Source organism: Hyphomonas sp. (assembly GCF_022844445.1).
Taxonomy (GTDB): Bacteria; Pseudomonadota; Alphaproteobacteria; order Caulobacterales; family Hyphomonadaceae; genus Hyphomonas.
On record NZ_JALHLS010000008.1, the window covers coordinates 84,012 to 109,496 of the forward strand.

Here is a 25,485-nt window from a genome sequence, read left to right on the forward strand (position 1 = left end):
TAGGCAGGCCTTTTTCATGAGCGACCCGTCGCAGTCCTCCGCACCCAAGCCGCCCAGCGCCGCACAGGATGCGCTGGTTCGCCGACTTATTGACGTTGTGGCCATGCCCGGCTCCCGCATCCCGCCGCAGGACCGCTCCATGGCCGGGGACATCCTCCTCGACATGCTGCTGCATGTGACTGACCGCGAGCGCAGCTTGTGCGCATCCCGGCTCGCCGTCTGCCGCGATGCGCCCCGGCGGGTTCTGCGCTACCTTGCTCAATGCTCCTTCGCCGTCGCCCGCCCGCTGCTCGAGGAGAGCGATGCGTTCGATGCCTGCGACTTGGTGGAAATCTGCCAGAATACGGGTCTCGAGCACCGTATGGTCATCGCCCGGCGGCGCAATCTCTGCGTCACGGTCACGGCCTGCCTCGCGCAGGTCAGCGAACTGCCGGTCGTGCGCGAGCTGCTCGCCAACCGGAATGCGCCCTTGGCAGAGACCACCATCGACCGGCTCGTGGCCGTGTCGCGCGAGGAGCCGTCCTTCTGCGCCATGCTCGTAGAGCGGATCGAACTTCGCTCCTCGCATGCCATGGCAATGTTCTGGTGGGCCGACGCGGCTACCCGCCGCAAGATCCTCACCCGTCAGGCGGCTGACCGGTCGGAAATGATCTCGATCTGCCGGGACGTGTTCGAGATGGCGGCCGCAGAAGGCTGGTCCGACCCCGTCACCCGCAAGGCTTTGCAACTGATCGAACGGCGCCAGCGCAACCGTGCGGCGATTGAACGCAGTCCCTATGACAGCCTTGAGGGGGCGATTTCCGTTGCAGCGGCCGACGGCATCGATGCGGAGATGGCCCAGGAAATCGGCTACCTCGCCGGCATCAAGCCGGTCACCGCTGCCAAGATCCTGTCGGACGCCGGCGGTGAGGGCCTGGCGGTCCTTTGCAAGGCCACCGGCCTGAAGCGCGAGTACCTGCGGCTGCTGTGGACGGCGCTGCGCCGCCCGCTGGAAACTGCGCCCGGCGAGATCAATCCCGCCTTTGCGCTCGTTGCCGAAACCTACGAAGTCCTGTCTGTCGCGAAGGCGCAGACCACGCTGCGTTACTGGAACTGGTCCCTGTCGGCGGCGTATTCGCCCGGAGCGCTCCGTCAGGCGCAGGACCTTGGAGCCCCGGCCAATGAAGAAGTGGAGTATTCCACGTCGCAGCGCACGGCCAGGCTGGTTTTCGGAAATTAGGCCGCACTTCGCCAAAACAGGCTTTCCAATCCCGTCTCTGGCGATTACGTCAGGCGTTCACCATAGGGACTGATCCAGGCAGAGGGGCGCAGTGGCGTACTTACTCGGTATTTTCTTCGCGATCTTCGCATTCTGGATGGGCAACTCCGGCCATTACAAGCCGCTGATGCTTGGCTTTGCGGCGATTTCCTTTGTGATCACGCTCTTCCTTTGCGCCAGGCTGAAAATAATCGACCGTGAGGGAGCGCCCTATGTCCGGCTGTTCGGATGGCTGGCCTACTATCCCTGGCTTACCTGGGAAGTCGTCAAGTCGAACTGGGTCATCATCAAGGCCTGCCTGCGCGCCGAGCTCGACATCAACCCATCACTCGTGAAGTTGAAGACGATCTGCAAGACCGATCTGGCGAAGGTCACCTTCGCAAACTCGATTACGATGACACCTGGTACAGTCACGGTTGAGATCGAAGGCGACAAATTGCTCGTGCACGGACTCTATGAGGCGAATACGCAGCCAGAAGCGTTCGAGGAAATGGACCGCCGGTGTGCCCGCGCCGCCGACCCCGTGGAGAAGCGTGCATGACACTGGCCGCCCTGTTCGCCATCCTGATCGGGATGTGTCTTCTGCTTGTGCGGGCTCTTCTGGGGCCGACGCTCTATGACCGGGTCCTCGCGGTCAACTCGTTCGGAACGAAGACGGTTCTGGTGCTCGGCCTGCTCGGCTTCGTGATGGGTCGTCCGGATTTCCTCGATATTGCCATCCTCTACACGCTGATCAATTTCGTCGCGACCATCGCGGTGCTGAAGTTCTTCCGCTACCGCTCTTTCCAGGTGCCGCTGGTGCGCCGCCCCGATCCGGCTGCGAGCGGAGGTGACAGCAATGGCTGAGTTCTTCGCCCTCCTCGGCAATACATGGGATGTCGTGCGTTTCCCGCTCGGCGGCGCGGCCTGCCTGCTGGGCGCTATCCTCTGCATTATCGGTACCATCGGCGTGCTGCGCTTCCCGGATTTCTATACCCGCGTCCATGCAGCCAGCATCACCGATACGTCCGGTGCTGGTCTGGTGCTGCTGGGTATGGCGCTGATGGCGCCGCACTGGATCATTGTCGTGAAGGTGTTCTGCATCATTGGTTTCCTGCTGCTGACCTGCGCCACCAGCTCACATGCGCTGGTCAACGCGGCGCACACCGCCGGCCTTCAGCCGAAGATCGGACCGATGGCCCGCAGCGGCCATGAAGAAGACGAGGAGGACGAGCATTGACCGACGCCGTACTCGGCGGAACCGGAACCGCCCTCATCAACATTCTCTTGCTGGCCATCCTGTTTGTGGTGGCCATCGCCATCGCGCGCCTGCGCAGCCTGTTCGCCATCGTGATGCTGTCGGGCGTCTACTCGCTCGTCTCCGCGGCCTGGTACATTCTGGTCGACGCTGTCGATGTGGGCTTCACCGAAGCGGCTGTCGGCGCGGGCATGTCCACCGCCGTTCTGCTCGCCGCGATGCTGCTGACGGCGCGCACCGCCAAGCCGGAAAAGCCGTTCTCGCGCATCGGGCCGTTCATCGTCTGTGCGGCGGCCGGCATCATGCTGCTCTATGCAACGATCGACCTGCCGCCGCTCGGTGACCCGACATCGCCCGCCAATTCCGGCGTCGGCCTGACTTACCTGAAGGTCAACTGGTACGATACCGGGGTACCGAACGTCGTTACCTCGGTGCTCGCAAGCTACCGCGGCTTTGATACGCTCGGCGAAACCGCCGTGGTGTTCACGGCCGGTCTCGCGGTTGCATTGCTGCTTGGCTTCGGCGAGCGCTCGCTCGCCGACACACTGCGCCGCACACCAAAGTCCGATGCCCGTCCTCCCTCCGTGCGCAAGGATGGAGACGGTACATGAAGGGTGACCATCATATGATCCTGCGCGTCATAGCAAAGTGCCTGATCCCGCTGATCGTGATCTATGCCTTCTACGTGCAGTTCCACGGTGAAGTGAGCGCCGGCGGCGCCTTCCAGGCGGGCGTCGTGCTGGCGGTAGCTCTGATCCTCAACGCGCTCGTCTTCGGCCTCACCGCCACGATGCGCGCCGTGCCGCCCTGGTTCACCCGCTCGCTCTCCGCTCTAGGTGTCATCATCTATGCCGGCGTCGGCGTCTGGGCGATGCTGAAGGGCGGGGACTATCTCGAATATCAGGCCCTCTTCGGCGAAGGCCCGGGTGGCCATGATGGCCAGCATGCCGGCATCATCATCATCGAGCTCGGCGTGCTGTTTGCTGTCTCCGGCGCCCTGACGACGATCTTCTATGCATTGGCCGGGCGCGTTGCCGAAATCCGTGACGAGGACTGGTAGAAATGTGGGAATTCATTCTCGAGCGCGCAGGTTACTGGGCGATCATCGGCTTGATGATGATCGGACTCTTCATCGCGTTTTCGTCGGAGAACCTGATCAAGCGGCTCGTCGGCCTGTCCCTTTTCATGACGACGATCTGCCTGTTCTACGTCACCCTCGCCAAGATCACAGGCGGCACCGCCCCGATCCTCTTGAAGGAAGACATGCCCTATGGCGGCGTCGGCCCTACGGCCGCTGCGCCGGATGCGCACCTTGTCGCCGCCGGCGGTGAGCGTGTCGCCGACCTTGTCCACATCTACTCCAACCCGCTGCCCCACGTCCTCATGCTGACGGCCATTGTCGTCGGCGTCGCCACGCTGTCGGTCGGCCTCGCGCTGATCGTTCGCATTCGCGAAGCCTATGGCACGATCGAGGCAGACGACCTGCGCGCGATCGATATCGAGACCGCGATCGCGCAGGAAGCAGAAGCCGAAAAAGACCAGCACGAGGCCGCGGCATGATCCTCGAATCCCTGCTTGTCTCGGCGCCGGACTGGGCGATCCGTCATGCGCCCGTATTGATCCCGGTCGTGCCGTTGATCATGGCGCCAATGCTGGCCCTCAGCCCCAGCGGCCGCCTGTCCTGGATCCTTTCCATGGTGGCCACGGCCGCCTCGTTCTATTTCGCGCTTCTGACGCTCGGCATCGTTCAGTCGACGCCCGGCGGCATCATCGAATACTGGATCGGCAACTGGTACCTCATCGGCATCGAGTTCCGGGTCGATGCGCTGAACGCGATGATCCTGCTGCTGGTCTCCGGCATGGGCTTCCTCGCGTCCGTTTTCGCCTGGCCGACCATCGTGGCGGAAGTGGAGAAGCAGAAGATATCGCTGTTCCTCAGCGCCTTCCTCCTGTGCTTCGCAGGCCTCTGCGGCGTGGCCGCCACGGGGGACGCGTTCAACCTCTTCGTTTTCATCGAGATCAGTTCGCTGGCGACTTACGTGCTCGTCGCTATGGGCGCCTCGCGCGACCGGCGCGCACTGACTTCCGCGTTCGACTACCTGATCATGGGCACGCTCGGCGCCAGCTTCTATATCATCGGCGTAGGCTTCCTGTATGCGGCCACCGGCACGCTGAATATGGCCGAGCTTGCGGCACAGCTGCCGGCGCTCTCCGGCAACCGTTCGGTCCAGGTCGGCTTTGCGTTCATTATCGTCGGCCTGGGTCTCAAAGCCGCCATGTGGCCGCTGCACCAGTGGCTGCCGAATGCCTACGGCTACAGCCCGAGCTTCGTCACGATGTTCCTCGCCGCGACGGCGACGAAGGTGGCGCTTTACGCGATGATCCGCTGGCTCTTCACCATCTTCAATCCGGAATTCCCGTTCGAACAGGCGATCTTCACTTTTGTCCTCGCCCCGCTCGGGATTGCTGCGATGGTGGTCTGCTCCTTCCAGGCCGTTTTCCAGACCGACGTGCGCCGCATGCTCGCCTATTCTTCGGTGGCGCAGGTCGGCTACATGATCCTCGGCATCTCGATCGCCACCACGGACGGCGTGTCGGCAGGCCTGCTGCACCTGTTCAATCATGCCCTCATGAAGGGCGCGCTGTTCATGGCGATCGCCGGCATCTGCATCAACTACAAGGGCACCACGATCCGCGATTTCGCAGGCCTGGGCCGCTCGGCGCCTTTGACGATGGCGGCGTTCGCCATTGCCGGCCTTTCGCTGATCGGCGTGCCGCTGACCGCCGGCTTCATCTCGAAGCTGCAGCTCGGCTACGCCTTGTTCGAGCACGGATGGTGGTGGGCCGTGCTGCTGGTGGTGTTCTCCAGCTTCCTGGCCGTCTTCTACATCGGCCGGATTCTGCAGTCGGTGTTCTTCCTGCCGCCCGCCAATCCCCGCAAGTCCCGGAAGGAGGCCCCGCTGCTGCTGCTCGTGCCGCTCTGGATCCTTGCGCTCGCCAACATCTATTTCGGCATTGATGCCAGCTTCCCGGCGGGTCTCGCCCGTGACGGCGCGGTCGCTGCCCTCGGCCTGGAGGCGTTCCCATGACGCCGGAATTCCTGATCGCCGCCGCGCTGATCCTGCCGCTCATCATCGCGGCCGGCATCGCCGTGCTCGGCAAGTTCCCGAACCTGCGCGAAGGCGTCACGATTGTCGGATCCTTCGCGTTGTTCGCGGTGGTCGTGCAGCTGACGATGATGGTCTCAGCAGGTCAACGCCCGGAACTCTTTATCGGTGAAGCGGTACCGGGCCTGGCTTTCGCCTTCAAGCTCGAGCCGCTCGGCGCGCTCTTCGCCGTCGTCGCCAGCGGCCTGTGGATCGTGAACTCGTTCTATTCCATCGGCTACATGCGCGGGAATCGCGAACGCAACCAGACGCGCTTCTACATCTGCTTCGCCCTCGCCATCTGCGGCGCCATGGGTGTCGCGATGTCCGGCAACCTGTTCACGCTCTTCGTCTTTTACGAAGTCCTCACGCTGTCGACCTATCCGCTCGTCGCGCACAAGGGCGACGCGGCGGCCCAGCGCGGCGCACGCATCTACCTGCTCACGCTGCTCGGCACGTCCATCGGATTCTTCCTCACCGCCGTGATGTGGACCTGGGCGCTCGCTGGCCAGAACCTCGACTTCGTCGATGGCGGGTTGCTCGCCAATGTCGCGATGTCGCCGGTCGTCGCCAGCGCGCTGCTGCTGCTCTTCGTGTTCGGCCTCGGCAAGGCGGCGCTGATGCCCTTCCACTTCTGGCTACCTAACGCGATGGTCGCGCCGACGCCGGTCTCGGCGTTGCTGCACGCTGTGGCCGTTGTGAAAGCCGGCGTGTTCGCGGTGATGAAGATTTCCGTCTACATCTTTGGTGTGGACCTGATGAACGCCACGCCGTCAGCAGATTTCCTGATCGTTGTAGCCTGCGTGACCATTGTGCTCGCTTCTCTCATCGCGATGACCAAGGACAATCTCAAGGCCCGGCTGGCCTATTCGACCATTGCCCAGCTGGCCTATGTCACGCTCGGCGCACTGCTCGCCACCGAGGCTGGCATGATGGGCGGCTCGCTGCAGATCGCGGCGCACGCCGCCGGCAAGATCACCCTCTTCATGTGCGCTGGCGCTATCTATGTCGCGACTGGCCTGACCAATATCTCGGACATGAAAGGCCTCGGCCGGAAGATGCCGATCGTCTTCATCGCCTTCTTTGTCGCCTCGTTGTCGATCATAGGTATTCCGCCGCTGGCCGGGGCATGGCCGAAATATGAACTGATGCAGGGCGCGGTTGATGCAGGGATGGACTGGGTGCTCGCTGTGCTGATCATCTCCTCGCTACTCAACATAGCCTACCTGCTGCCCATCCCGATCCTGGCGCTGATGCCGGTGCCCGGCACCAAGCCGCCGAAGGAGTTCAAGCGGCCGGGCGGGGCGCCCGCCCTTACCGTCGCCGCGCCGGCGTTTACGGCGGCGCTGTGCATCTTCCTGTTCTTCATGATCACCCCGATCAGCAATTTCCTCGCGCCTGCCTTTGAGGCGCCCGGCACACTCATCGAGGCGGACCTGCCATGACCGACGAAACGCCAACTGGCCGCGACACCTCGGGCCGCTTCGTCAAGCGCGCGGCAGAAACCGTGAACGCCATGAGCCGCACCAATGACGAGGGCGTCCATCCGATGTCGAAAGTCCTGTTCGGCTGGACCGAGACAAAGAACATCGGCGCCATCCTGTTCTGGGCGCTCGCCATCCTGTCGATCATCCTCGTGCTCGCCGATCTCGTCATCGACCGTCACGAATACCTTCACTTTGCCGAATCCATCGGCTTCTTCGGCCTCTGGGGTTTCATCTCCTTCTCCTTTGTCGTGCTGATGGGTTGGCCGCTCGGCCGCCTGCTGCGCCGCGACGAGAACTATTACGGAGATGCCGGCGGCCCGCCGGACGACATCGATCCTGGCCTTGAGGGCACGCCTCTCGGAAGCGGCCATGGCCCGCACGGAGGAGAGCACTGATGCCCGCTTTCCTCACTGCCCTGAACCCCGGCTGGCTGCTGATTGCCGCGGGCCTCTTGGCCCTGTTTGTCCAGGTCCGCATCGTGCGGCAGGTGATAACCATTGCCGCGCCGATCCTCGGGATCCTGCTGCTGTCCGGCACCCAGCACGGCGTTGACCTGCTGACCTATGAAACGCTCGGCATCACGATGTCCTTCTACCGCGTCGACAGCCTCAGCTTCCTGTTCGGCCTTGCCTTCCTGATCGCTGCACTGCTGAACGCCATCTATGCTCTGCACACAGACAACCGTATCCAGGACGGCATGGCGCTCGCCTATGGCGGGGCCGCCGTATCGGCGGTCTTCTCCGGCGACCTGCTCACGCTGTTCGTGTTCTGGGAACTGACTGCCGTTACCTCAGTTTTCCTGATCCTGCAGGCAGGCACCCGCGCCGCCTACTTCGCCTCGATGCGCTATCTCGGCGTCCAGATCCTTTCGGGCGTCCTGCTGCTCGCAGGCATCGCTTATGTGTGGAACGCCACCGGCAGCCTGTCGCTCACTGCTTTCACCAGCCTCGACCAGCCGGGCGCGCAGATCATCTTCATCGCCTTCGGCATCAAGGCGGCGTTCCCGTTCCTGCACAACTGGCTTCAGGACTCCTACCCGAAGGCTTCAGTCGTTGGCGCGGTGGTCCTCTCTGCGTTCACGACCAAGCTTGCTGTCTACGCCTTCGCGCGCATGTTCCCCGGCCAAGATGAGCTCATCTGGATCGGCGCGATCATGACTGTCTTCCCGGTCTTCTTCGCCGTCATCGAGAACGACCTGCGCCGCGTTTTGGCCTATTCGACAAATAACCAGGTCGGCTTCATGATCTGTGCCATCGGCGTCGGCACGCCGCTCGCGCTCAATGGCGCAGTCGCCCACGCCTTTGCCGATATCCTGTTCAAAGGCCTCCTGTTCATGTCGATGGGCGCGGTCCTTTACCGGACCGGCACCACCAAGGCGAACGAGCTCGGCGGGCTCTACCGCTCGATGCCATGGACGACGCTGTTCTGCCTCGTCGGTGCTGTGTCGATCTCGGCGATGCCGCTCTTCTCGGCTTTCGTGACCAAGTCGATGATCCTCTCGGCTGTGGCCTCCACCGGCCTGATCGTCGTCTGGCTCATGCTGATGTTCGCTTCAGCCGGTGTGCTCGAGCACTCGGGCATCAAGATCCCGTACTTCGCCTTCTTCGGCCACGACAGCGGCAAACGCGTGAAGGAAGCGCCTTTCAACATGCTCCTCGCGATGGGCATGGCGTCCTTCCTCTGCATCGCCATCGGCTTGCCGGCTTTCTTGCCGGGCTTCGGCTATGAATGGCTCTACAGTCTGCTGCCATACCCGATTGAGGCCGCCAGCTATCAGCCGTTCACCCTCGGCCATATCCTGGCTCAGCTGCAGCTGCTGGCGCTCGCCGTGTTCGCCTTCATTCTGTTGCAGCGCCTCGGCCTCTATCCGCCGGAGAAGCCCGGTGTCATCCTCGACACCGACTGGGTCTACCGTAAGGCCGGCTACGGCGTCGTCCGCTGGATCGATACGGTCTGGGCCAAGCTCGGCCCGGCGCTGACGGCGATCTTCCGGGGCGTCTCCGAACGAACCTATGACCGTCTGGTCGATACGTTCAGCCCGCGCGGCGTCTTGTCCCGAAACCCCGTGTCACGCGGAATGACGGTCTGGACGGCCGTGATTCTGTCCGTCGTGCTTCTGGTGTCGTACCTGACGAGCTGAAAAATCCTGTAGCTACAGGGTGACAAAAAATGGCCATATTGCGCCATGACAGCGGGGCCTTCGGCTTGCCACGGCCTTGCCTGCTGCTTGCGGCGGGGCCAGCCGGGGCCGGCCCTTGCTGGAGGCGCAGGACATGGTGTTGGGCGGTGAAGACACGATGCCGGGCAGCCTGAATGTCGTGTACGCGACCGGGATTGTCTCGGCCTATGTGCGTAATAACACGGTGGGGATGGCCGACCTGCCAGACTTGATCCGCAGTGTTCATGCCGCCTTGCAGGACCTCTCGAGCCCCTCTGCCGCCGAGCCAGAGCCGCCCAAACCGGCCGTTCCGGTGAAAAAGTCGATCTTCAAGGATTACCTGATCTGCCTGGAAGACGGGCTGAAGTTCAAATCCCTCAAACGCCATCTGCGCTCGAAATATGGTCTGTCTCCGGACGAATACCGCCAGAAATGGGGTCTTCCGGTCGATTATCCGATGGTTGCGCCCGGATATTCTGAGAAGCGGTCAAAGCTCGCAAAGAAAATGGGTCTCGGGCGCAGTACGCGCGAAGAATAGCCACAGTAAATGCGGGATTGTTCCGGATACGGAATGAAATATTCCGGCAATCAGTGTTAACAAAAAGCTACAAAGACTCTTGATCGGCGAGTCCACTCGCGCAATAGGTGATTCTTCCGAATCACCACGGGGGTGGCGACGACATGCTCAACAAGCCTAACTTTTCGGGCGTTACCGAGGCGCAGCGCCTCCTGATTACCCATTGGTACGCTTGCCGCGCGTCCGATGGCCTCGTCCCGCGCGATGCGATCGATCCCGGCATCGTGCGCAGCACGCTGGCCTGCCTCTCCATCGTCGAGATCGATGAAGCCGGCGAGGGCCGCTTCCGCATCGCGGGCTCCCGTCTGCGCGACATTTTCGGCATGGACGTGCGCGGTCGCCGCGTCGCCGAGATCGCCGGCACCCATGGCGAGTGCTATGCCCTCGGCCTCTCCTCCGCCCTCGAGCGCGGCAACCCCGTCGGGGGCGTTATCGAAACCGGCAACCGGCTCCACGCCTGGCTGCGCCTCCCGGTCGCCGACGAGCACGGCGACCTCACGATGGTCCTTTGCCACGACGAACTCGTCGCGAACCGCCGCGCTGCCGACCCGTCGCTGGACACCGACACAACGTTGCCCCGCTTCGCCGCCTGACAGCGCGGGACTTGAATGGCCGGTATGCTCGCGCGCCGGAGCGGATGTTTCAAATCGCAGTTTCCATCGAGTTCGCCGACTGGGCGCAGCGGACTCCCGCATCCGGGGCAGCGTTGCCGAACTTCTGCAGGCGGAAGGATTAGCCGAGGTCCCGGGCTGACCGGCGCCGTGTCCTGGGCCCTAGGCGGCCGCGACCAGCGCATCGGCCCGGATGCGCGCGAGCATGGAAGCGAGGCCATTCGAGCGCTGCGCTGTCAGCGCGCCGGACACGCCGATCTGGTCCAGCAGCGTGTGCGCATCGAAACCAAGGATGTCGGCAGGCGGCTCGCCGGAGTACAGCCGTACCAGCAGGGCGATCAGACCGGACACGATGATCGCATCGGACTCCGCGCGTACCGTCAGCGCGCCGTTTTCCACATCGGTCACCATCCACACCTGCGAGGCGCAGCCGCGCACGCGCGTCTCCTCGCTACGCTCGTCTGGCGCCAGCGGCGGATTCGCCTTGCCGAGGTCGATCAGGTGCGCATACCGCGCCTCCCAATCTTCCAGCCAGGAGAATTCTTCCCGTATCTCTGCGGCTTTGGTCTCGATGCTCATCTGCATCCATATGATTTGCGCGACCACAAAAGAAAACCCCGGCAAGCCAGTGGCTGCCGGGGCTGGAGTGCAGAGACAGTCTGGTCGGTGAGAACTACTTGTAGACGTCGCCAAGGCAATCAGCGACTTCGGTGAGGGTGTGCTGGCTGATGCAATGCGGCAGTTCGAACTCCTGGCCGACGCCGGCGACGCAGCCCTGAAGTTGCAGGTTCTGCATTTTGAGGCAGCTCTGAACCGCTGGTTCGCTCATCACCTTGGCCAGGCGGGCCTGGTCGACTGCGCCGGCGCCGATAACACGCATGGCGGCAAGCGAGGCGATCTGGTTGGCCACGGCTTCCTTGCCGTATTTCACTTTCTGGCGTTTGCCGGTAAAGCCGCTTGTCATGAAGGCGGGCAGGCGTACCGCGCCGGCCACATCTTCGCTGGTGGCCGCCGCGTTGATGATGCCGGCCTTGGTTTCGCCGGTCAGCGGGGTGGTCATGGTCAGGGCGGTGACGATCAGGTTGTCGGCGCTGGCGCCCTTGCCCTGAAGCACCTTGACCGTTTCGGCGCGCTGGCTGCCGTTGCGGATGCGGGATTTCGCCCATCCATAACCTTGCAGAGAATATCCCTGTTCCTTGATGATGGCGGCGTTGGAATAGATTTTCGGCAGGTCGGTATCCGTCACCGCAATGGCGCTGCCGACGGCATTGTCGCCGCCAGCCAGTGAGCGGGCATAGTTGTTGCCGGCCGCAAAACTCTTCATCACGGGCTCACGGCCGTAGAAAGCTTCGATGTCGCGGACAGTGGCGGCAAATTCCGGATCCTGCGCCGCGATCAGTGCGGAATAGGCCATCCAGCCGCGCGTCAGCTGGTCGGCATTGTAGCCGCCGAGCGTGTTGAGCGCAGAATCAAGATCGCCGGCATTCTTGAACGGCTTGGCGGCCACGTCTTCAGCGTCCGACTGGAACGTCATGTAGACAGCCGCGTTTTCCGAAATCGGATCGGCCTTTTGCGCGGATGCGCCGGCCGATAGTGCCAGGCCGCAGACAACTGCAGCAATTACCCCAGAGGTCTTCATTCTAAAACTCCCTCACGCGACACGCGATAGTGTTGCCCCATCTTCCCGGCAGGGGGAACCATGCCTTGTGTGATTTGCGCATTACAAATACAGCAGCAGGGGCACCTGATCCGGCTAGAATGCCTAACAATTCTCTATGGGGTGTTAAGAGTTGGCCCCCGAAGCGGCGCAGAAGCGGTTACAATTCGTTCACCTCGCGTGGATCGCGCTGGGGCTGACGGCCGCCGTGTCCGGCGGGATCGCCGGCGCGCCGTTCGCGAGCCTTGCCGCGGCCGTGCTTTTGGCGCTGATCCCTGGGCTCACGGGCTACGCGGTCGCCGGCGCTGGCGACACGCTGCGACGCGGCTTTCTGGTGATCGCCTGGCTGGTTGCGGCGCTGGTCGCCGTGGTGCTGACAGGCGGGGGCGTCTCCCCGCTGATCGTGCTTTTGATTGCGGCGCCGCTTTCCGCGTTGCTGGCAGGGGCGCAGCGGATGGCGACGGAGGCCGGCACGTTCGCGGCGCTGGCCCTGTTTGCCGTCGTCATCGCGACGCCGCTCGGCTGGATCCCGCCGCCGCCGCCGGGCGCGCCGGAACTGGCCGCACCGTTTGCCTTCGCAGGCGTCGTGCTGGCCGCGCTGGTAATCTGGCACCTCGTCGACGCGCGTGCCGACGAGGCCCGCCGCGCCGCCGCCGTCCCGCCGCCCGAGGCGCATCCGGACCCCGATCTTGCCCCGTTCGCTATGGCGGGCATCAGCTGGCTGGACGTGACATCTGAAGGGCGCCTCCGCCGCGTCCAGGGCGACACGTTCGGCCTCGTCACCATGCGGCCCGGTTCGGCGCTGGCGAGCCTGTTCACCGATCATGACTTCCCGCTGCCGCCGCCGGGGCGCACCGGCCGCAAGCTCGTCACCGCCGAACTCGTCTCCGGCCAGCGCGTGCGCGTGATCGCCGAACGCCATGCCAAGGGCTGCCACCTGCTGATGGTGGACGCGCTGGACGAAGTGGCGGAACTACCCGCCAGCACAGTAGCCGACCTTGAGGCCAAGCTGCACGCGCGCACCGCCTTCTTCGCCTCGCTCGGCCACGACCTGAAAACGCCGCTGAACGCCATCCTCGGCTATTCTGAAGTGATGCAGGCCGAACTGATGGGACCGATGCCCAAGCCGTATGCGGACTATCCGGCGATCATCCACGAGAGCGGCACGGACCTCTTGCTTCTGGTCGACGACATACTCGATCTCGCCCGTTCCGAAGCCGGCCAGCCGCGCCTGGAGCCCGAGCCGGTGGACCTGTCGGCCTCCGCCGAGTCGGTCATTCGCCAGCTGACGGGGCAGGCAGACAGGCTGGGCGTGACGCTGAAGCTGAAGACGGCTGGCGAAGTCTGGGCCGAGGCGGACGCGCGCGCAGTGCGCCAGATCTGGCAGAACCTTGTCTCGAACGCGATCAAATACTCCGCCAGCGGAAAGACCGTGACCTTGGAGACGCGGATCGATAACGGCGCGGCGCTGCTCTCGGTCACCGACAAGGGCGCCGGCATTGCCGCGGCTGATCTTGTCCGGCTGACCGAGCCTTTCGCGCAGGGTACCGGCGCCAAGCCCGGCACAGGCCTCGGCCTGTCGGTTGTGCGCCGGTTCGCGGAGCTGCACGGCGGCAACCTGCGTATCGAATCAAAGCCCGGCAAGGGCACGAAGGTCGAGGTCACCCTCCCGCGCGCCGCTGAAGCCGATTTCGCCCCGCTGGAAGAAGCGGCGCAATAGGGGCCCTTTCAAACCGGCACGGGCGTTGCACACGAATTGGCAGGAAATATGCTGGATGATGCGCTCCCTTGAGGCGGGCCTGCCGGGTTAAGGGGATTGGCGATGAAGGTTCTATACGTCGCAACGCGGTGGCCATGGCCAATCGAGATGGGCCGCCAGCGCATGATCGATCAGACACTGGCCTTAACCGCGGCCTTCGCCGAAGTCCATCTGCTGTCCTTCGCCGACTCTGGAAGCCCCGGCGCGCCGCCGCCGGCTCATATCGCCTCTGCGCGGAAAGTTCAGATGTCCGGCCTGCCGGATGTCGCGCGCAGCCTGCTGCTACGCCCCGGCCTTCCGCTGCAAAGCCACCTGTTCCTGAACGGCACGGTTCAGCACGAACTGCTCGCCGCTGTGGACGAGATACAGCCGGATGTCGTCATCTTCGACATGGCGCGCCTCTACAGCCTTGCCCGGCTGGTGAGGAAACGCTTCCCGAAAATCCGCCTCGTGCTCGACATGGACGACCGCCTGTCCGAGCGCTACCAGCGGATGCTGAACAACAAGGCCAGTGACGGTCTCGGCGGCACCTTTACCGCCCGCTTGCCTGGCCCGGTCCGGGCTGTGGCCTCGCTGCTTCCGAAGTTGCTGCTGACAATCGAGCGCCGCCTGATGGCGCGCATCGAGCGGCGCGCACACGGCCTGTTCGATAGTATCCTGATGGTTTCGCCGCTGGAGGCGAGCAAGTTCAACACCGAGTTTCCGGGAAAGAAGGCGATAGGGTTCCCGCCGCTGATTGAGGTGCGCCAGGTCTTACCGGCTGATTTCAGCACCGGTCTTCGGTTCGTCTTTGTCGGCAATGCCGTGTACGGACCAAATACCGAAGCGCTGGCGTTGCTTGACCGGATCGCTGCGCGGGTAAGAGCCGGTGCAGGCGAGGGCGCCGTGCCCTTCAGCTTCGCCGCCGCCGGAAAGCCGGATCCCGGCCTCGCATTGGCCCATGTCGAGGTTGCCGGCTTCGTGCCGGACCTTGGTGCCTTTCTTTCCAAGGATGCCGTGCTAGTGGCCCCGATCCTCAACGGCACTGGCATCAAGACGAAGATCATCGACGCGCTCGAATATGCCGTGCCGGTGGTGACGACCCCGCTCGGCGCCGAAGGGCTGAACCTCCAGCCGAACCTGCATTTCCATCAGGCCGCCGATGAGGACAGCTTCACCGAAATTTTGCTACGTCTTGTTCAGTCTGACGAGGCCCGCCGCGCCCTCCAAGCCATGGCGCGGACCGCCCGCGAGGTCGTGCTGGAAACGCATAGCCGCCGCTTCCTGCTGGACAGCCTGCGCCGGGCGGCCGGCGCCGCAGCAACGGTGTAGCTCCCTCCGCAGGGCCCCGCTGCGGCGCGACGGCCAGAAAATTAGAGTTTCCCGCCCCCTCGAACCATGCCACCGTCTGACATCAATCAAGAGGGGATGCCCATGAAGAAGTTCGTTTTTGCCGCCGTTGCAGCCCTTGCGCTGGCAGGTTGCGGCGCTATTGGCGGCGGCGAGAAGACCGCCATGGTGAAATCCTGCACCGAGAGCGGTGAGACCGAAGCCAACTGCACCTGCATCGCCGACAGCCTGGAAAAGGGCCTCGACAAGGAAACCTTCAAGGTCGTTGCCACCGCCATGGCTGCCGGTGAGGCCGAAGGCGAACAAATGATCAACGAGCTTCCGACCGAGAAGCAGGGCGCCGTGATGGGCGCGCTGATGTCGGCCGGCATGAGCTGCATGATGGGCGCGGCCGCCGAAGGCTGATCGCCAGGGCGCTCGGTGCAGGCGCCCGTGTGGGAGGACTCTCCGCCATGGACCGCTTACCCACCCGACTATGGATCGAGGCACTGGCCCGGCGAGCGCAGCTCTCCGGGGCCAGTGCCTTCATCGTTCAGCATGGGGATGATGATCGCGGTGACGTGCTGATCAAGGTCGCCTGCCTCAATGGCAACGCCGCCGCCTATGCCCCCTCGATGAACCTCGAGGGCGAACGCATTTTTCTGAACCTTGCGATGCAGGGGATAGGCCCGGACGAGGCCAGCGTGGATGAATATGTGCAGCGCGCCAAGGCGCGCGACCGCGACCTCTGGATCATCGAGATCGAGGACCGGGAGGGGCGAACGTTCCTTACGGAACCGGTTGAAAACTGACGCAGACGCCGGTCTGATCCGTTCCGTGAAGAAGGGGGCGGCCATGAGAACGAACCTGATCACGCTCAGCCTGCTGATGGTCGCGGGCACGCCGGCCCTCGCCATGGCGCAGGGCTCTGCGCAGGCGGAAGCGGTCCTGCGCGCGGACGCCGCGCAACACGGGCCAATTCTGACCCGGATGGCCCAGCGGGTGAGCGAATTCCAAATGAAGCAGAAGCTGATCACCGATGAGAATGACCACTTCTACTGCCTTTGCGGCACTAAGCCGGACACGTCACCGGGCACCCGTTTCGGCGATATGGGCAGTGAAAAAAGTCGCGCGTCAGCGGAGCTATGAAAAGCTATGGATGACGGCCGAGCCTCTCGCCACAAAGGTTGCCTTGCTGATCAAGGGTTACCAACCGGCCTGCGGCGCGAACGCGAAAACGGCGGACCTTCTCAAAGAATACGAGATCGTCCTCCTGCCCAAGACGCAACCGGCCGGTCCGTCGCGCATTCTGCTGCAATAACGGGGCATTAACTACCTCTCGTCCACCTTGCGATTCGCTGGGATAAAGGGGCGACGGCAGCGATGCTTTTCCTGTTGAACGAGTATGTCACGGAGATCGAGGCGCCAGAGCTGCGCCTGCTGAAGCGCGGGGCGATCCTCGGTTTTGAGGATATCCATTCAATGCGCGCCCGCGAGGCGATCGAGCTGGCCCGCAACCGCCTGCAAGCTTGCCACGATGCCGGCACCGTGCCCGACGCGGCGCTGGTTGACGACCTCGCCGCCCTGATCATCGCCAAGACCGGCGCGAACGCTGCGCTCTTCCCGGTGCATGAAGGCCGGGTGTCCGAGCCGCGCCTCACGATCCTGCCGGAAAGCATCCTCGAATCTGTGCGCACCCGCCTCGCCGAAGGCGCCAGGCCCGATATCCGTCAGTTCTGGCCCCGCGCGGCCTGATCCAGCCCCTTCAATCCATTCCGTAAATCGGTTAGGGCCTCCGCCAGAGAGAGAACCTGACCCATGTCGCACGTGACTGAAGCCGCCCGGCGGCGCACCTTTGCCATTATCTCGCACCCGGACGCCGGCAAGACGACGCTGACCGAGAACCTGCTGCTGGCCGGCGGAGCCATCCGGGCGGCCGGCGAAGTGGCGGCGCGCGGTGAGGCGCGGCGCACGCGGTCGGACTGGATGAAGATCGAGCGCGACCGGGGCATCTCGGTCTCGGCCTCGGTGATGACGTTCGAGTTCGACGGCTTCATGTTCAACCTGCTCGATACGCCGGGCCACGAAGACTTCTCGGAAGATACCTACCGTACACTGACGGCGGCGGATTGCGCGGTTATGGTGCTCGACGCTGCCAAGGGCATCGAGCCGCAGACCCTCAAACTGTTCGAAGTCTGCCGGATGCGCGACATCCCGATCGTCACCTTCATCAACAAGATGGACCGCGAGGCGCTGGAGCCGATCGCGCTGCTGGACGAGGTGCAGGACAAGCTGCAGCTCGACACCGCGCCGCTCTATTGGCCCGCCGCAAGCGGCCAGCGCTTTGCCGGGATGCTGGACCTTGCGCGTGACAGGTTCCTCCAGTTTGAACGCCTTCCTGGCCAGCCCGCCCGGATTGGTCCGGCCACGGAGATTGCTGCCGATGCGGCCAGCCTCAAGGCAAACCTGGACCCTTACGTGTTTGCGGAGCTGACCGAAGGCATCGAGATGGCCCGCAGCCTGCTGCCGGCGTTTGACGCGGATGCATTCCGTTCCGGCAACATGACGCCGGTCGTGTTCGGATCGGCGCTGCGTTATTTCGGCGTGGCGGAACTGCTTCGTACGCTGCACACTTATGCGCCCGCGCCGCGCGACCAGAAGGCAATCCGGAAGAGCGAGCCCATCCGCGTGCACGCCGCCGACAATACGGTCAGTGGTTTCGTCTTCAAGATCCAGGCAAACATGGACCCGAACCACCGTGACCGCGTGGCCTTCGTGCGGCTTTGCTCCGGCGAATTCCGGCGCGGCATGCGGCTCAAAACCGCTGGTGGCAAGCAGCTTAACATCCACAACCCGATGATGTTCATGGCGCAGGACCGCGAGATTGCCGAAACCGCTTATGCCGGCGACGTCATTGGCGTGTCAAACCACGGCCAGCTGCGGGTGGGCGATTCGTTGTCCGAGAGCGGAGAGATCCAGTTCGGCGGCATCCCGAACTTTGCGCCGGAACTCCTGCGGCGCGCCCGTGTGAAAGACCCGATGAAGGCGAAACATCTGCGCAAGGCGCTTGAAAGCCTTGCCGAGGAGGGCGTGACGCAACTGTTCACGCCGCAGATCGGTTCGGACATGATTGTCGGCGCTGTCGGCCAGCTGCAGTTCGAGGTGATGATAGAGCGGATGACGGCGGAATACAGCCTCGAAGTCTTCTTCGAGCCCGCGCCCTACAACGTCGCGCGCTGGATTTCGTCGGATGACCCGAAGAAGATCGAGGAGTTCATGGAGAAGAACAAGTCCGCCTCCGGAACAGATCTCGATGGCGCGCCGGTGTATCTTGCAAAGAACGCCTGGGATGTCGGCTACGCGCAGGAAAAGAACCCGGGGATCCGGTTCACAGCCACGAAAGAGCGGTCGATCTAGTTCCCGTCGATTTCCGGTGTGGCATCAGCTTCGCCGCTGAGCGTTGTGCTCGGCGACGGGGCGGCAACGGCCGCCTCGCCCCAGTAGCTCGCGTCCACGCGCGGCGAGACGCCTGAAGTCGCCAGCAGGTTTTCTTCCGACTTGCCGCTGCCGCGTTTCAGCTCGCAGCGCGCAGCCGCGCTGCCATAGGCTTCCACGAATGACCAGGACTGGCAGACGCCGTCTTCGCCGCAGGCCGCTTCGCAGGCGTCAGCCGTAGAACCGGCATCGACCTTGTAGGTGGAGCCGTGACGATAGCGGTGTTTCTCGTGGCCGGGCGTATCCGGGCCGTTCCAGGCGGAGCCGCCAGTGGCAGACAGGGGATCCATGCCAGGCGAGGAGACGGCCTTGCGGGAGACGCCGTCGGCGCCGGCAGCAAGTCCAATCAGGGCGGTGGCGGCGAGCAGAATGGCGAGACGCATGGGAACACTCCTCCCGGGAATATAGCAGGCGGAACCCTAGCCGGGGCGCGTTAACGAAGCGTTTGCCCTGGGACGGGGCTTTAGCTTGTCAGGCTCGCCCGCTTTTCCTCAATTTCCAGCCATTCCATCTCGATGCCCTCGAGTTGTTCCCGGGCGGCGCCGATGCGGGCGGACTTCTGCGAAAAGGCCGCTGCATTGCGGCCATAGAGGCCCGGATCGGCCAGATCCTTCTCCAGCGCGGCAATCTCAGCTTGCAGCTTGGGGATCAGTGCGTCGATCTCCTTCTGCCGGTGCTCGTCCTTGAAGGAGAGCTTGGCGGCGGCCGCCTTCGGCCTGGTGGCGGGCGCCGGCGACTTCGACTTGTCCGACTTGGGCGCGTTCTTCTGGCGTAGGCCCTTCAGCTGTTCCTGCGCATCGCTCCAGCCGCCGGCGGTCTGGATCCACTCGCCGTCGCCCAACGGGCAGAGGCAGCTCGTGACGGTAGAATCGAGGAAGGCACGGTCGTGGCTGACGAGGATCAGCGTGCCCTCATAGGCCAGTAGCATGTCTTCCAGCAGTTCCAGTGTCTGCATGTCGAGATCGTTGGTCGGCTCGTCCATCACCAGCAAGTTCGAGGTCTGCGCAAGGCCGATGGCCAGGGCGAGACGGTTGCGCTCGCCGCCCGAGAGCGCGCCGACCGGCTGGCGCAGCTGTTCCGGGCGGAACAGGAAATCCTTTGCATAGGCCGCAATGTGGCGCTGGTGGCCCTGTACGTTGATCGAGTCCCCGCCCATCGGGGCGAGCGCTTCCCACATCGTGTCGGTCGCTTTCAGGGTGTCGCGCGTCTGGTCCTGATAGGTCACCTGCAGCGTCTTCGAATGCGTCACTGTTCCGGCATCCGGCGCGATCTCGCCGAGCAGCAGGCGCACAAGCGTCGTTTTGCCCGCGCCATTCGGGCCGATGATGCCGATCCGGTCGCCCCGCAGGATGCGCAGGTCGAGATCGTTCGCGATCACCAGTGGGCCGTCGGCGGTCTGGAAGGTCTTTGACAGCCCCTTCGCCTCGATCACCTTCTTGCTCATGGCGCCGCCGGCATCGGCGCTGAACTCGGCCAGCGACTTGCGGTCGTTCAGCGCGCTGCGCATCTGCGCATGGTCAACCTTCATCTGCCGCAGGCGGGCAAGGCGGCCCTGGTTGCGCTTCCGGCGCGCCGTCACCCCGCGCGCCAGCCAGTGCTGTTCGTCCTTCAGCTGCGTCGTCATCCGGCGCAGCTGGCGCTCGTCCTCTTCCTCGATCTGCTCCGCCCACTGATCGAATTTTACATAGCCTTCGGGGCTCTTCAGAACCTTGCCCTGGCGCAGCCACAGCGTGTTGGTTGACACTGTCTCGAGGAAGCGCCGGTCGTGGCTCACCACGAGTACGACGCCGTTGAACGCCTTCAGTCGTCCTTCGAGATACTCGATCATCGGGACGTCGAGATGGTTCGTCGGCTCGTCGAGCAGCAGGATCGTCGGCTCTGCTGCAAAAGCCTTGGCGAGCGCCGCGCGGCGCTTCTGCCCGCCGGAGAGTTTCGCCGGATTGGCCTGCGGGTCGATGCCGAACTCCATGATCTCGGCCTCAGCCATGTAGGCACCGTCCAGGCCATCGGCGACATAATCCAGCACGGTCGCAAAGCCGGAAAGATCCGGCTCCTGCGGCACGGTCGCGTAGGTGATGCCGGGCTGGCGCCAGACCTCGCCGGAATCGGGCTCGATCACTTCAGAGATGATCTTCATCAGGGTCGACTTGCCGGCCCCGTTGCGGCCGACCAGCGCGGCGCGCTCGCCCTTGGACAGGGAGAGCGTGACGCCCTCGAACAGCGGGCCGCTGCCGAAGGTGAGGCGCACATCGGTGAGGGAAATCAGGGGAGGGAGGGCCATGCCGGGGAGATAGCGGCTCAGGTGCTCGGGCGCTAGGGCTTGCCGCGAGGGGAAGGCTGGACGGGCTGCGGGGCGCTGCACAAAGTCCGTTCCATGTCAGAACTTACTCCGCCCGAAGGCTACGTGCCACATTTCCGCAAATCCCGGTTCACCGATCCCTGGGAGCCGCTCTATTCGCGCACCGCCGCGCGCGAGGTCTCGATCGGCCTTTTGCTCGCCGAGGCGCACTGCAACTCGCGCGGCCTTGTGCATGGCGGGCTGATCGCCTCGCTGGCGGACAATGCGATGGGCCTCTCCTGCGTTGCGGCGCTGAGCGGTGAGGCCCGCGCGCCGACCGGCGGTCTCGTCACCATCAGCCTGTCCACGGACTATCTCGGTAGCGCGCGCCTCGGCCAGTGGCTGGCGACGGACACTCATTTTGTGAAGACCGGCGGCTCGATCTGCTTTGCCGATTGCCTCGTGCGCGCTGATGGCGAGCCGGTCGCGCGGGCGAGCGCGACGTTCAAGGTGCTGTCGGCCTAGCCCTTCAGAAGCGCCACTTCTTGCGCCGAGAGCAGCCGCCAGCTGCCTTCGGTGAGACCCTCCAGCGTGAGCGGGCCGAAAGCGGCGCGGTGCAGCGCCTCGACATGGTTGCCGGCCGCGGCAAACATCCGGCGCACCTGGTGGTACTTGCCCTCGGTCAGCGTCAGGCGCGCCGTGCGCTCGCCGGTCACGTCGAGTTCGCCCGGCAGGCAGGGCTTCTCCTCGCCGCGCAGCACCAGCGTGCCGGAGGCAAACAGCCCCGCCTCGTGGCCCTCCAGCGGGCGGGCGAGCGTTGCCTCATAGGTTTTCGGCAGATTCGATTTCGGCGAGATCAGCCTGTGCAGCAACGCGCCATCATCCGTGAACAGAATAAGCCCGGTCGTCTCCGCATCAAGCCGGCCGACGGAGGAGAGTTTCGGGTCACGCTTCTGGAAACGCGGCGGCAGCAGTTCGTAGACGAGGCGGCCCTGATCGGCATGCGAGCAGGTAAAGCCTGCCGGCTTGTTCAGCATAACCACCAGTCCGGGGGGAGGGTCCAGCGGCTCACCGTCGAAGCGGATGTCGGGCTCCCAGCCGGACACGCGCCCTCGCCGGATTGCGGCCTCCATCTCGCGGCGCGAGCCATAACCGAGCCCGGCGAGGTATTTGGCGAGCGCGCGCGTATCCTTCATTTCTGACGTTTCGGCCGTGCCGCGCGGATGATCTTGTAGCCTGCCTCGTCCTCCAGCATCTCGTGCTCCTTGAAGCAGGCGGCGAGTTCGGCTTCGTAGGGCAGATGGCGGTTGGCGACCAGCCACAGTGTACCGCCGGGCTTCAGCGTCTGCGCGGCAGCGCGGATGAAGCCCCGGCCCAGCGCCGAATTGTCGGCGCGCCCGGTGTGGAAGGGCGGGTTCATGACTACGAAATCATAAGTGGCCTTCGGCAGCTCGGTCAGCACATCGGCCCAGTGCGCCGTGAAGCGGCCTTCGAACTCCGCCAGCGTTTCGCGGATGCAGGCGATCGCACGGTATTCTGCCTCGTAGAGATCGATCCGCTCGATCCCGGCGCAATGGGTCAGCAGTTCCCGGCTGAGGAAGCCGTAGCCGCCCCCAAGGTCTGCACCGATGCCCTTGGTCACTTCCGGCACGCTGTCGGCTAAGAGTTCGCTGCCGGGGTCTACGCGGTCCCAGCTGAACAGGCCCGGCCGGCTGAACAGGCCCGGCTCGATCTCGCGGATCGCGTCCGCCTCGATCCATTCCTCCGCCAGCGGATGGTTCACGGCTGCGTCCGCCTTGCGCGCCCAGAAGGCGCGGCATTTGTGTTTCGACAGGCTGCCGGCCTCTCCGGAAATCTCAGCCAGCTGTTTCTCGCCGGTCTTGCCACCCAGTGTGTTTGGCAGGCTCGCCAGCACATAGCCGCCCTCGGGCGCGGCAAGCAGGGCGCGGGCATAGAGCGCGCGCGCTTGGTCGCGCTGGCGCGGCGGCACCACGATGGTCAGCAGCGCGTCAGGCAGGTCCACCGAGTCCACCGGCAGCACGTTGAAACCTGCCGCCTTCAGCGCCGTATGGCTGGGCTTGAACGTCGTCCGGCAGACCAGCTGGTCCTTCGGCAACTGCATCAGCCAGTGGCCGGGCTCGGCATTCAGCACAAGGATCGGCCCGGTTCCGGGCAACGGAACGGCGCCGTCCTCAAGGGCCAGCAGCAGCGTATCAAAGACTAAAGGATCCATCATCCGCGCTGCGATAGCCGCCTGCGCCCCGGAAGGAAAGGCGTCTCGCACGGGCTGGTCCGCCTATTTACACTCGCGTCAGAAGGGAATACGTTTCCACCTCAATGATACAACGCCTTCTCCCCTCGTTGGTGGCCGCCCTTCTGTTTGCGGCACCGCAAGTATTCGCCGAGCCATCGGGCCGGGCCGAGATCCATGTCAACGTCACAGACAATTTTGGCACGCGCCAGTTCTGCGCCGGTGAAATGACCTATGCGCTGCCTGTGAACGCGAAGTCCACGTCGGTCATCGAGCAGTTCTATCCCGGCACGGACAACGGCTTTGCCTCGATCTACGCTACACCTGAACTGATCGTGAGGCGGGAAGGCACGACGTATGTCGGCGGTACCGCGCCGGACGCAACGCGCCTGTTTCGCCGCAAGTTCAAGGGCCAGAAACGGGGTGAATGCACCGCCGCCGATGTCGCCGTGTTCGAAGACCTTAAGCCAGGCAGCTATTATCTCGTGATCCCGGTCTTCTGGAAGCGCACCGATATTCCAACCCAGGTAAGAGAGATTTCCCTGCGCGGCGGCGGGACGAACGAGATCTATGTCAGGATTCCGACCAACTATCGCGGCGGGACCTACTTCGTCCGTACCGAGATCACCGCCGGAGAGACAACCGAGTTCAATCTCGAAAACCAGATGGTCGATACCGCGCCGAACTAGCGGCAACCCTTCGCCCAATCTGCGCCCGATCGGCGACAGTGTTGATCAGGGCCTCGCGGCTCCATGAGAAGGAATGGTCGCCCGGTAGCATGACGGTCGTGGCGTTGATCGCTTCGATCGCCGCATTAGCCTCCATCAGCGGCCGGATCATCTCGTCGCGCGAGCCGGGACCATTGTCCTGCGCGCCAATGATCAGCACGGACTTGCCGGCGAGCCTCCCGGTTTTGGTGCCGGTATCCCGGTTTTACCGCGCCAGACAACGTCAAAGAAAAGCCCCGCCGGCGTGAACCGGCGGGGTTTGTTCGATGTCCCTCTGGGAAGGCTTAGGCGTCGAGGCGCTCGATGATGATCGCTGGGGCCATGCCGCCGGCGGCGCACATGGTGACGAGGCCGTAGCGGCCACCCGAACGCTCGAGTTCGTCGAGCGCGGTGCCGATCAGGATCGAACCGGTGGCGCCGATCGGGTGGCCGAGGGCCATCGCGCCGCCGTTGATGTTCACCTTGTCACGATCGAGTTTCAGGTCACGGATGAACTTCTCGGCAACGACCGAGAAAGCCTCGTTGATTTCGTACACGTCGATGTCGGTCGTTTTCAGGCCAGCTTTCTCGAGCACTTTCTTGGCAGCGGCGACCGGTGCGTTCAGCATCAGGGTCGGGCAGTCGCCGATGTTCGCCGTGGCGACGATGCGGGCGCGCGGCTTCAGCCCATGTTTCTTCGCGTAGGCTTCCGAAGTGACGAGGATGGCCGCCGCGCCGTCCACAACGCCCGAGGAGTTACCGGCGTGGTGAACATGGTTCACCTTGCCTTCGATCTGCGGGTACTTGCGGGTCACCATGTTGCCATAGGTGTTGCCTTTGTCGTCGACCGGGATGTCCATATACATGTTGAACACGGTCTTCAGGCCGGCAAGGCTTTCCATCGTCGTCTGCGGACGCGGGAACTCTTCGTGGTCCAGCGCCAGTGTTCCGTCCACGTTGTAAACCGGCACGACCGATTTCTTGAAGCGGCCTTCGGCGATGGCGCGGGCGGCGCGCTGCTGGCTGACCACGGCAAGGCGGTCAACGGCTTCGCGGTCGATGCCTTCCAGGGTGGCGATCGCATCGGCGCACACGCCTTGCTGCGATTGCGGATGCTTCTCGCGCAGGCGGGTGTTGCCGGCGTCCATTGTCGGCGGGTTTTTCGGATCAGCGGTCGAGGCCGTGTAGCTCATCATCTCGCAGCCGCCTGCGATGACGCAGTCTTCCATGCCGGACATGACCTGTGCGGCGGCGAGGGCGACCGTGGTGATGCCCGAGCCGCAGAAACGGTCGAGCGTCACGCCCGAGGCCTTGATGTCGAAGCCGGCGTCGAGGGCCGCCATGCGGCCCATGTCGGCGCCTTGCGCGCCGCGCTGGCTGGAGGTGCCCCAGATGATGTCGTCAACAGTGGCGGTATCGAGCTTGTTGCGATCACGCAGCGCGCTCAGAACGGTCGCGGCGAGATGCTGCGGGTGCATGTGGGCGAGCGCGCCCTTGCCAACTTTGCCAATCCCGCGCGGCGTGCGGACGGCGTCAATAATATAGGCTTCGGCCAT

At 64.1% G+C, this 25,485-nt stretch carries 30 protein-coding genes; 23 read left to right on the forward strand and 7 right to left on the reverse strand.

Annotated elements, in window-relative coordinates:
• The first annotated feature begins 16 nt into the window (after positions 1–16).
• The 13 genes from Q0C17_RS10765 to Q0C17_RS10825 all read left to right on the forward strand — a co-directional run bounded on the left by Q0C17_RS10765 (position 17) and on the right by Q0C17_RS10825 (position 10,456).
• A complete protein-coding gene (locus tag Q0C17_RS10765; protein WP_291205702.1) occupies positions 17–1,219 on the forward strand; it encodes a DUF2336 domain-containing protein in 1,203 nt (400 codons plus the stop codon).
• A 91-nt stretch (positions 1,220–1,310) separates the two neighbouring features.
• On the forward strand, positions 1,311–1,799 hold the full coding sequence (locus Q0C17_RS10770; protein WP_291205705.1) for a Na+/H+ antiporter subunit E: 489 nt from the start codon (positions 1,311–1,313) through the stop codon (positions 1,797–1,799).
• Positions 1,796–2,104 (forward strand): monovalent cation/H+ antiporter complex subunit F, encoded by a 309-nt coding sequence (locus tag Q0C17_RS10775; protein WP_291205708.1) that lies wholly within the window; start codon positions 1,796–1,798, stop codon positions 2,102–2,104. The genes Q0C17_RS10770 and Q0C17_RS10775 overlap by 4 nt, the downstream gene beginning before the upstream one ends.
• Complete coding sequence (gene mnhG, locus Q0C17_RS10780) at positions 2,097–2,477, forward strand: monovalent cation/H(+) antiporter subunit G (protein WP_291205710.1); 381 nt, start codon at positions 2,097–2,099, stop codon at positions 2,475–2,477. Before Q0C17_RS10775 ends, mnhG begins: the two co-directional genes overlap by 8 nt.
• A complete protein-coding gene (locus Q0C17_RS10785; protein ID WP_291205712.1) occupies positions 2,474–3,106 on the forward strand; it encodes a DUF4040 domain-containing protein in 633 nt (210 codons plus the stop codon). The genes mnhG and Q0C17_RS10785 overlap by 4 nt, the downstream gene beginning before the upstream one ends.
• A complete protein-coding gene (locus tag Q0C17_RS10790) occupies positions 3,103–3,555 on the forward strand; it encodes a Na(+)/H(+) antiporter subunit B (RefSeq protein WP_291205715.1) in 453 nt (150 codons plus the stop codon). The genes Q0C17_RS10785 and Q0C17_RS10790 overlap by 4 nt, the downstream gene beginning before the upstream one ends.
• A 2-nt stretch (positions 3,556–3,557) precedes the next feature.
• A complete protein-coding gene (locus Q0C17_RS10795; protein WP_291205718.1) occupies positions 3,558–4,055 on the forward strand; it encodes a cation:proton antiporter subunit C in 498 nt (165 codons plus the stop codon).
• Complete coding sequence (locus Q0C17_RS10800) at positions 4,052–5,584, forward strand: monovalent cation/H+ antiporter subunit D family protein (protein ID WP_291205721.1); 1,533 nt, start codon at positions 4,052–4,054, stop codon at positions 5,582–5,584. The genes Q0C17_RS10795 and Q0C17_RS10800 overlap by 4 nt, the downstream gene beginning before the upstream one ends.
• Positions 5,581–7,086 (forward strand): proton-conducting transporter membrane subunit, encoded by a 1,506-nt coding sequence (locus tag Q0C17_RS10805; RefSeq protein ID WP_291205724.1) that lies wholly within the window; start codon positions 5,581–5,583, stop codon positions 7,084–7,086. The genes Q0C17_RS10800 and Q0C17_RS10805 overlap by 4 nt, the downstream gene beginning before the upstream one ends.
• A complete protein-coding gene (locus Q0C17_RS10810) occupies positions 7,083–7,523 on the forward strand; it encodes a hypothetical protein (protein WP_291205727.1) in 441 nt (146 codons plus the stop codon). Before Q0C17_RS10805 ends, Q0C17_RS10810 begins: the two co-directional genes overlap by 4 nt.
• Complete coding sequence (locus Q0C17_RS10815; protein ID WP_291205730.1) at positions 7,523–9,268, forward strand: Na(+)/H(+) antiporter subunit D; 1,746 nt, start codon at positions 7,523–7,525, stop codon at positions 9,266–9,268. Before Q0C17_RS10810 ends, Q0C17_RS10815 begins: the two co-directional genes overlap by 1 nt.
• Before the next feature lie 133 nt (positions 9,269–9,401).
• A complete protein-coding gene (locus Q0C17_RS10820) occupies positions 9,402–9,824 on the forward strand; it encodes a MucR family transcriptional regulator (protein ID WP_291205733.1) in 423 nt (140 codons plus the stop codon).
• A gap of 143 nt (positions 9,825–9,967) precedes the next feature.
• Positions 9,968–10,456 (forward strand): PAS domain-containing protein, encoded by a 489-nt coding sequence (locus Q0C17_RS10825; RefSeq protein ID WP_291205736.1) that lies wholly within the window; start codon positions 9,968–9,970, stop codon positions 10,454–10,456.
• A gap of 180 nt (positions 10,457–10,636) precedes the next feature.
• Here Q0C17_RS10825 and Q0C17_RS10830 read toward each other — a convergent pair whose 3' ends face one another.
• A complete protein-coding gene (locus tag Q0C17_RS10830; RefSeq protein WP_291205739.1) occupies positions 10,637–11,053 on the reverse strand; it encodes a SufE family protein in 417 nt (138 codons plus the stop codon).
• Between the two features lie 94 nt (positions 11,054–11,147).
• Complete coding sequence (locus tag Q0C17_RS10835; RefSeq protein WP_291205742.1) at positions 11,148–12,113, reverse strand: hypothetical protein; 966 nt, start codon at positions 12,111–12,113, stop codon at positions 11,148–11,150.
• A 151-nt stretch (positions 12,114–12,264) separates the two neighbouring features.
• Between Q0C17_RS10835 and Q0C17_RS10840 the strand changes: the two genes are divergently transcribed.
• The 8 genes from Q0C17_RS10840 (at position 12,265) to Q0C17_RS10875 (ending at position 18,615) form a co-directional block, all read left to right on the forward strand.
• Positions 12,265–13,851, forward strand: coding sequence for a HAMP domain-containing sensor histidine kinase (locus Q0C17_RS10840; RefSeq protein ID WP_291205745.1), 1,587 nt, complete (start codon positions 12,265–12,267; stop codon positions 13,849–13,851).
• A 102-nt stretch (positions 13,852–13,953) separates the two neighbouring features.
• The gene (locus Q0C17_RS10845) at positions 13,954–15,201 is read left to right on the forward strand and encodes a glycosyltransferase (RefSeq protein WP_291205748.1); all 1,248 of its coding nucleotides are present in this window, start codon (positions 13,954–13,956) and stop codon (positions 15,199–15,201) included.
• 102 nt (positions 15,202–15,303) lie between these two features.
• Positions 15,304–15,624, forward strand: coding sequence for a lipoprotein (locus Q0C17_RS10850; RefSeq protein WP_291205751.1), 321 nt, complete (start codon positions 15,304–15,306; stop codon positions 15,622–15,624).
• Positions 15,625–15,671: 47 nt separating this feature from the next.
• Positions 15,672–16,010, forward strand: coding sequence for a DUF1491 family protein (locus Q0C17_RS10855; protein WP_291205754.1), 339 nt, complete (start codon positions 15,672–15,674; stop codon positions 16,008–16,010).
• A 25-nt stretch (positions 16,011–16,035) separates the two neighbouring features.
• Entirely contained in the window at positions 16,036–16,347 is a 312-nt protein-coding gene (locus tag Q0C17_RS10860) for a hypothetical protein (RefSeq protein WP_291205757.1), read from the forward strand.
• Between the two features lie 10 nt (positions 16,348–16,357).
• Complete coding sequence (locus Q0C17_RS10865) at positions 16,358–16,519, forward strand: hypothetical protein (RefSeq protein ID WP_291205766.1); 162 nt, start codon at positions 16,358–16,360, stop codon at positions 16,517–16,519.
• Positions 16,520–16,581: 62 nt separating this feature from the next.
• Positions 16,582–16,953, forward strand: coding sequence for a hypothetical protein (locus tag Q0C17_RS10870; RefSeq protein ID WP_291205772.1), 372 nt, complete (start codon positions 16,582–16,584; stop codon positions 16,951–16,953).
• A gap of 63 nt (positions 16,954–17,016) precedes the next feature.
• The gene (locus Q0C17_RS10875) at positions 17,017–18,615 is read left to right on the forward strand and encodes a peptide chain release factor 3 (protein WP_291205776.1); all 1,599 of its coding nucleotides are present in this window, start codon (positions 17,017–17,019) and stop codon (positions 18,613–18,615) included.
• On the opposite strand, the gene Q0C17_RS10880 is transcribed toward Q0C17_RS10875, so the two are convergent.
• A complete protein-coding gene (locus tag Q0C17_RS10880) occupies positions 18,612–19,076 on the reverse strand; it encodes a PAN domain-containing protein (RefSeq protein ID WP_291205780.1) in 465 nt (154 codons plus the stop codon). The genes Q0C17_RS10875 and Q0C17_RS10880 overlap by 4 nt on opposite strands.
• Before the next feature lie 80 nt (positions 19,077–19,156).
• On the reverse strand, positions 19,157–20,974 hold the full coding sequence (locus Q0C17_RS10885) for an ABC-F family ATP-binding cassette domain-containing protein (RefSeq protein ID WP_291205783.1): 1,818 nt from the start codon (positions 20,972–20,974) through the stop codon (positions 19,157–19,159).
• 93 nt (positions 20,975–21,067) lie between these two features.
• On the opposite strand from Q0C17_RS10885, the gene Q0C17_RS10890 reads away from it, so the two are divergent.
• On the forward strand, positions 21,068–21,496 hold the full coding sequence (locus Q0C17_RS10890) for a PaaI family thioesterase (protein WP_291205786.1): 429 nt from the start codon (positions 21,068–21,070) through the stop codon (positions 21,494–21,496).
• On the opposite strand, the gene Q0C17_RS10895 is transcribed toward Q0C17_RS10890, so the two are convergent.
• Positions 21,493–22,167, reverse strand: coding sequence for a 16S rRNA pseudouridine(516) synthase (locus Q0C17_RS10895; protein ID WP_291205789.1), 675 nt, complete (start codon positions 22,165–22,167; stop codon positions 21,493–21,495). The two genes, Q0C17_RS10890 and Q0C17_RS10895, sit on opposite strands and share 4 nt — an antisense overlap.
• Positions 22,164–23,204, reverse strand: a complete 1,041-nt coding sequence (locus Q0C17_RS10900) for a methyltransferase (RefSeq protein ID WP_291205792.1) — start codon at positions 23,202–23,204, stop codon at positions 22,164–22,166. Before Q0C17_RS10900 ends, Q0C17_RS10895 begins: the two co-directional genes overlap by 4 nt.
• Positions 23,205–23,308: 104 nt before the next feature.
• Here Q0C17_RS10900 and Q0C17_RS10905 point away from each other — a divergent pair, with 104 nt between their 5' ends.
• Positions 23,309–23,911, forward strand: a complete 603-nt coding sequence (locus Q0C17_RS10905) for a hypothetical protein (RefSeq protein WP_291205795.1) — start codon at positions 23,309–23,311, stop codon at positions 23,909–23,911.
• 323 nt (positions 23,912–24,234) lie between these two features.
• On the opposite strand, the gene Q0C17_RS10910 is transcribed toward Q0C17_RS10905, so the two are convergent.
• Positions 24,235–25,485, reverse strand: coding sequence for an acetyl-CoA C-acetyltransferase (locus tag Q0C17_RS10910; RefSeq protein ID WP_291205798.1), 1,251 nt, complete (start codon positions 25,483–25,485; stop codon positions 24,235–24,237).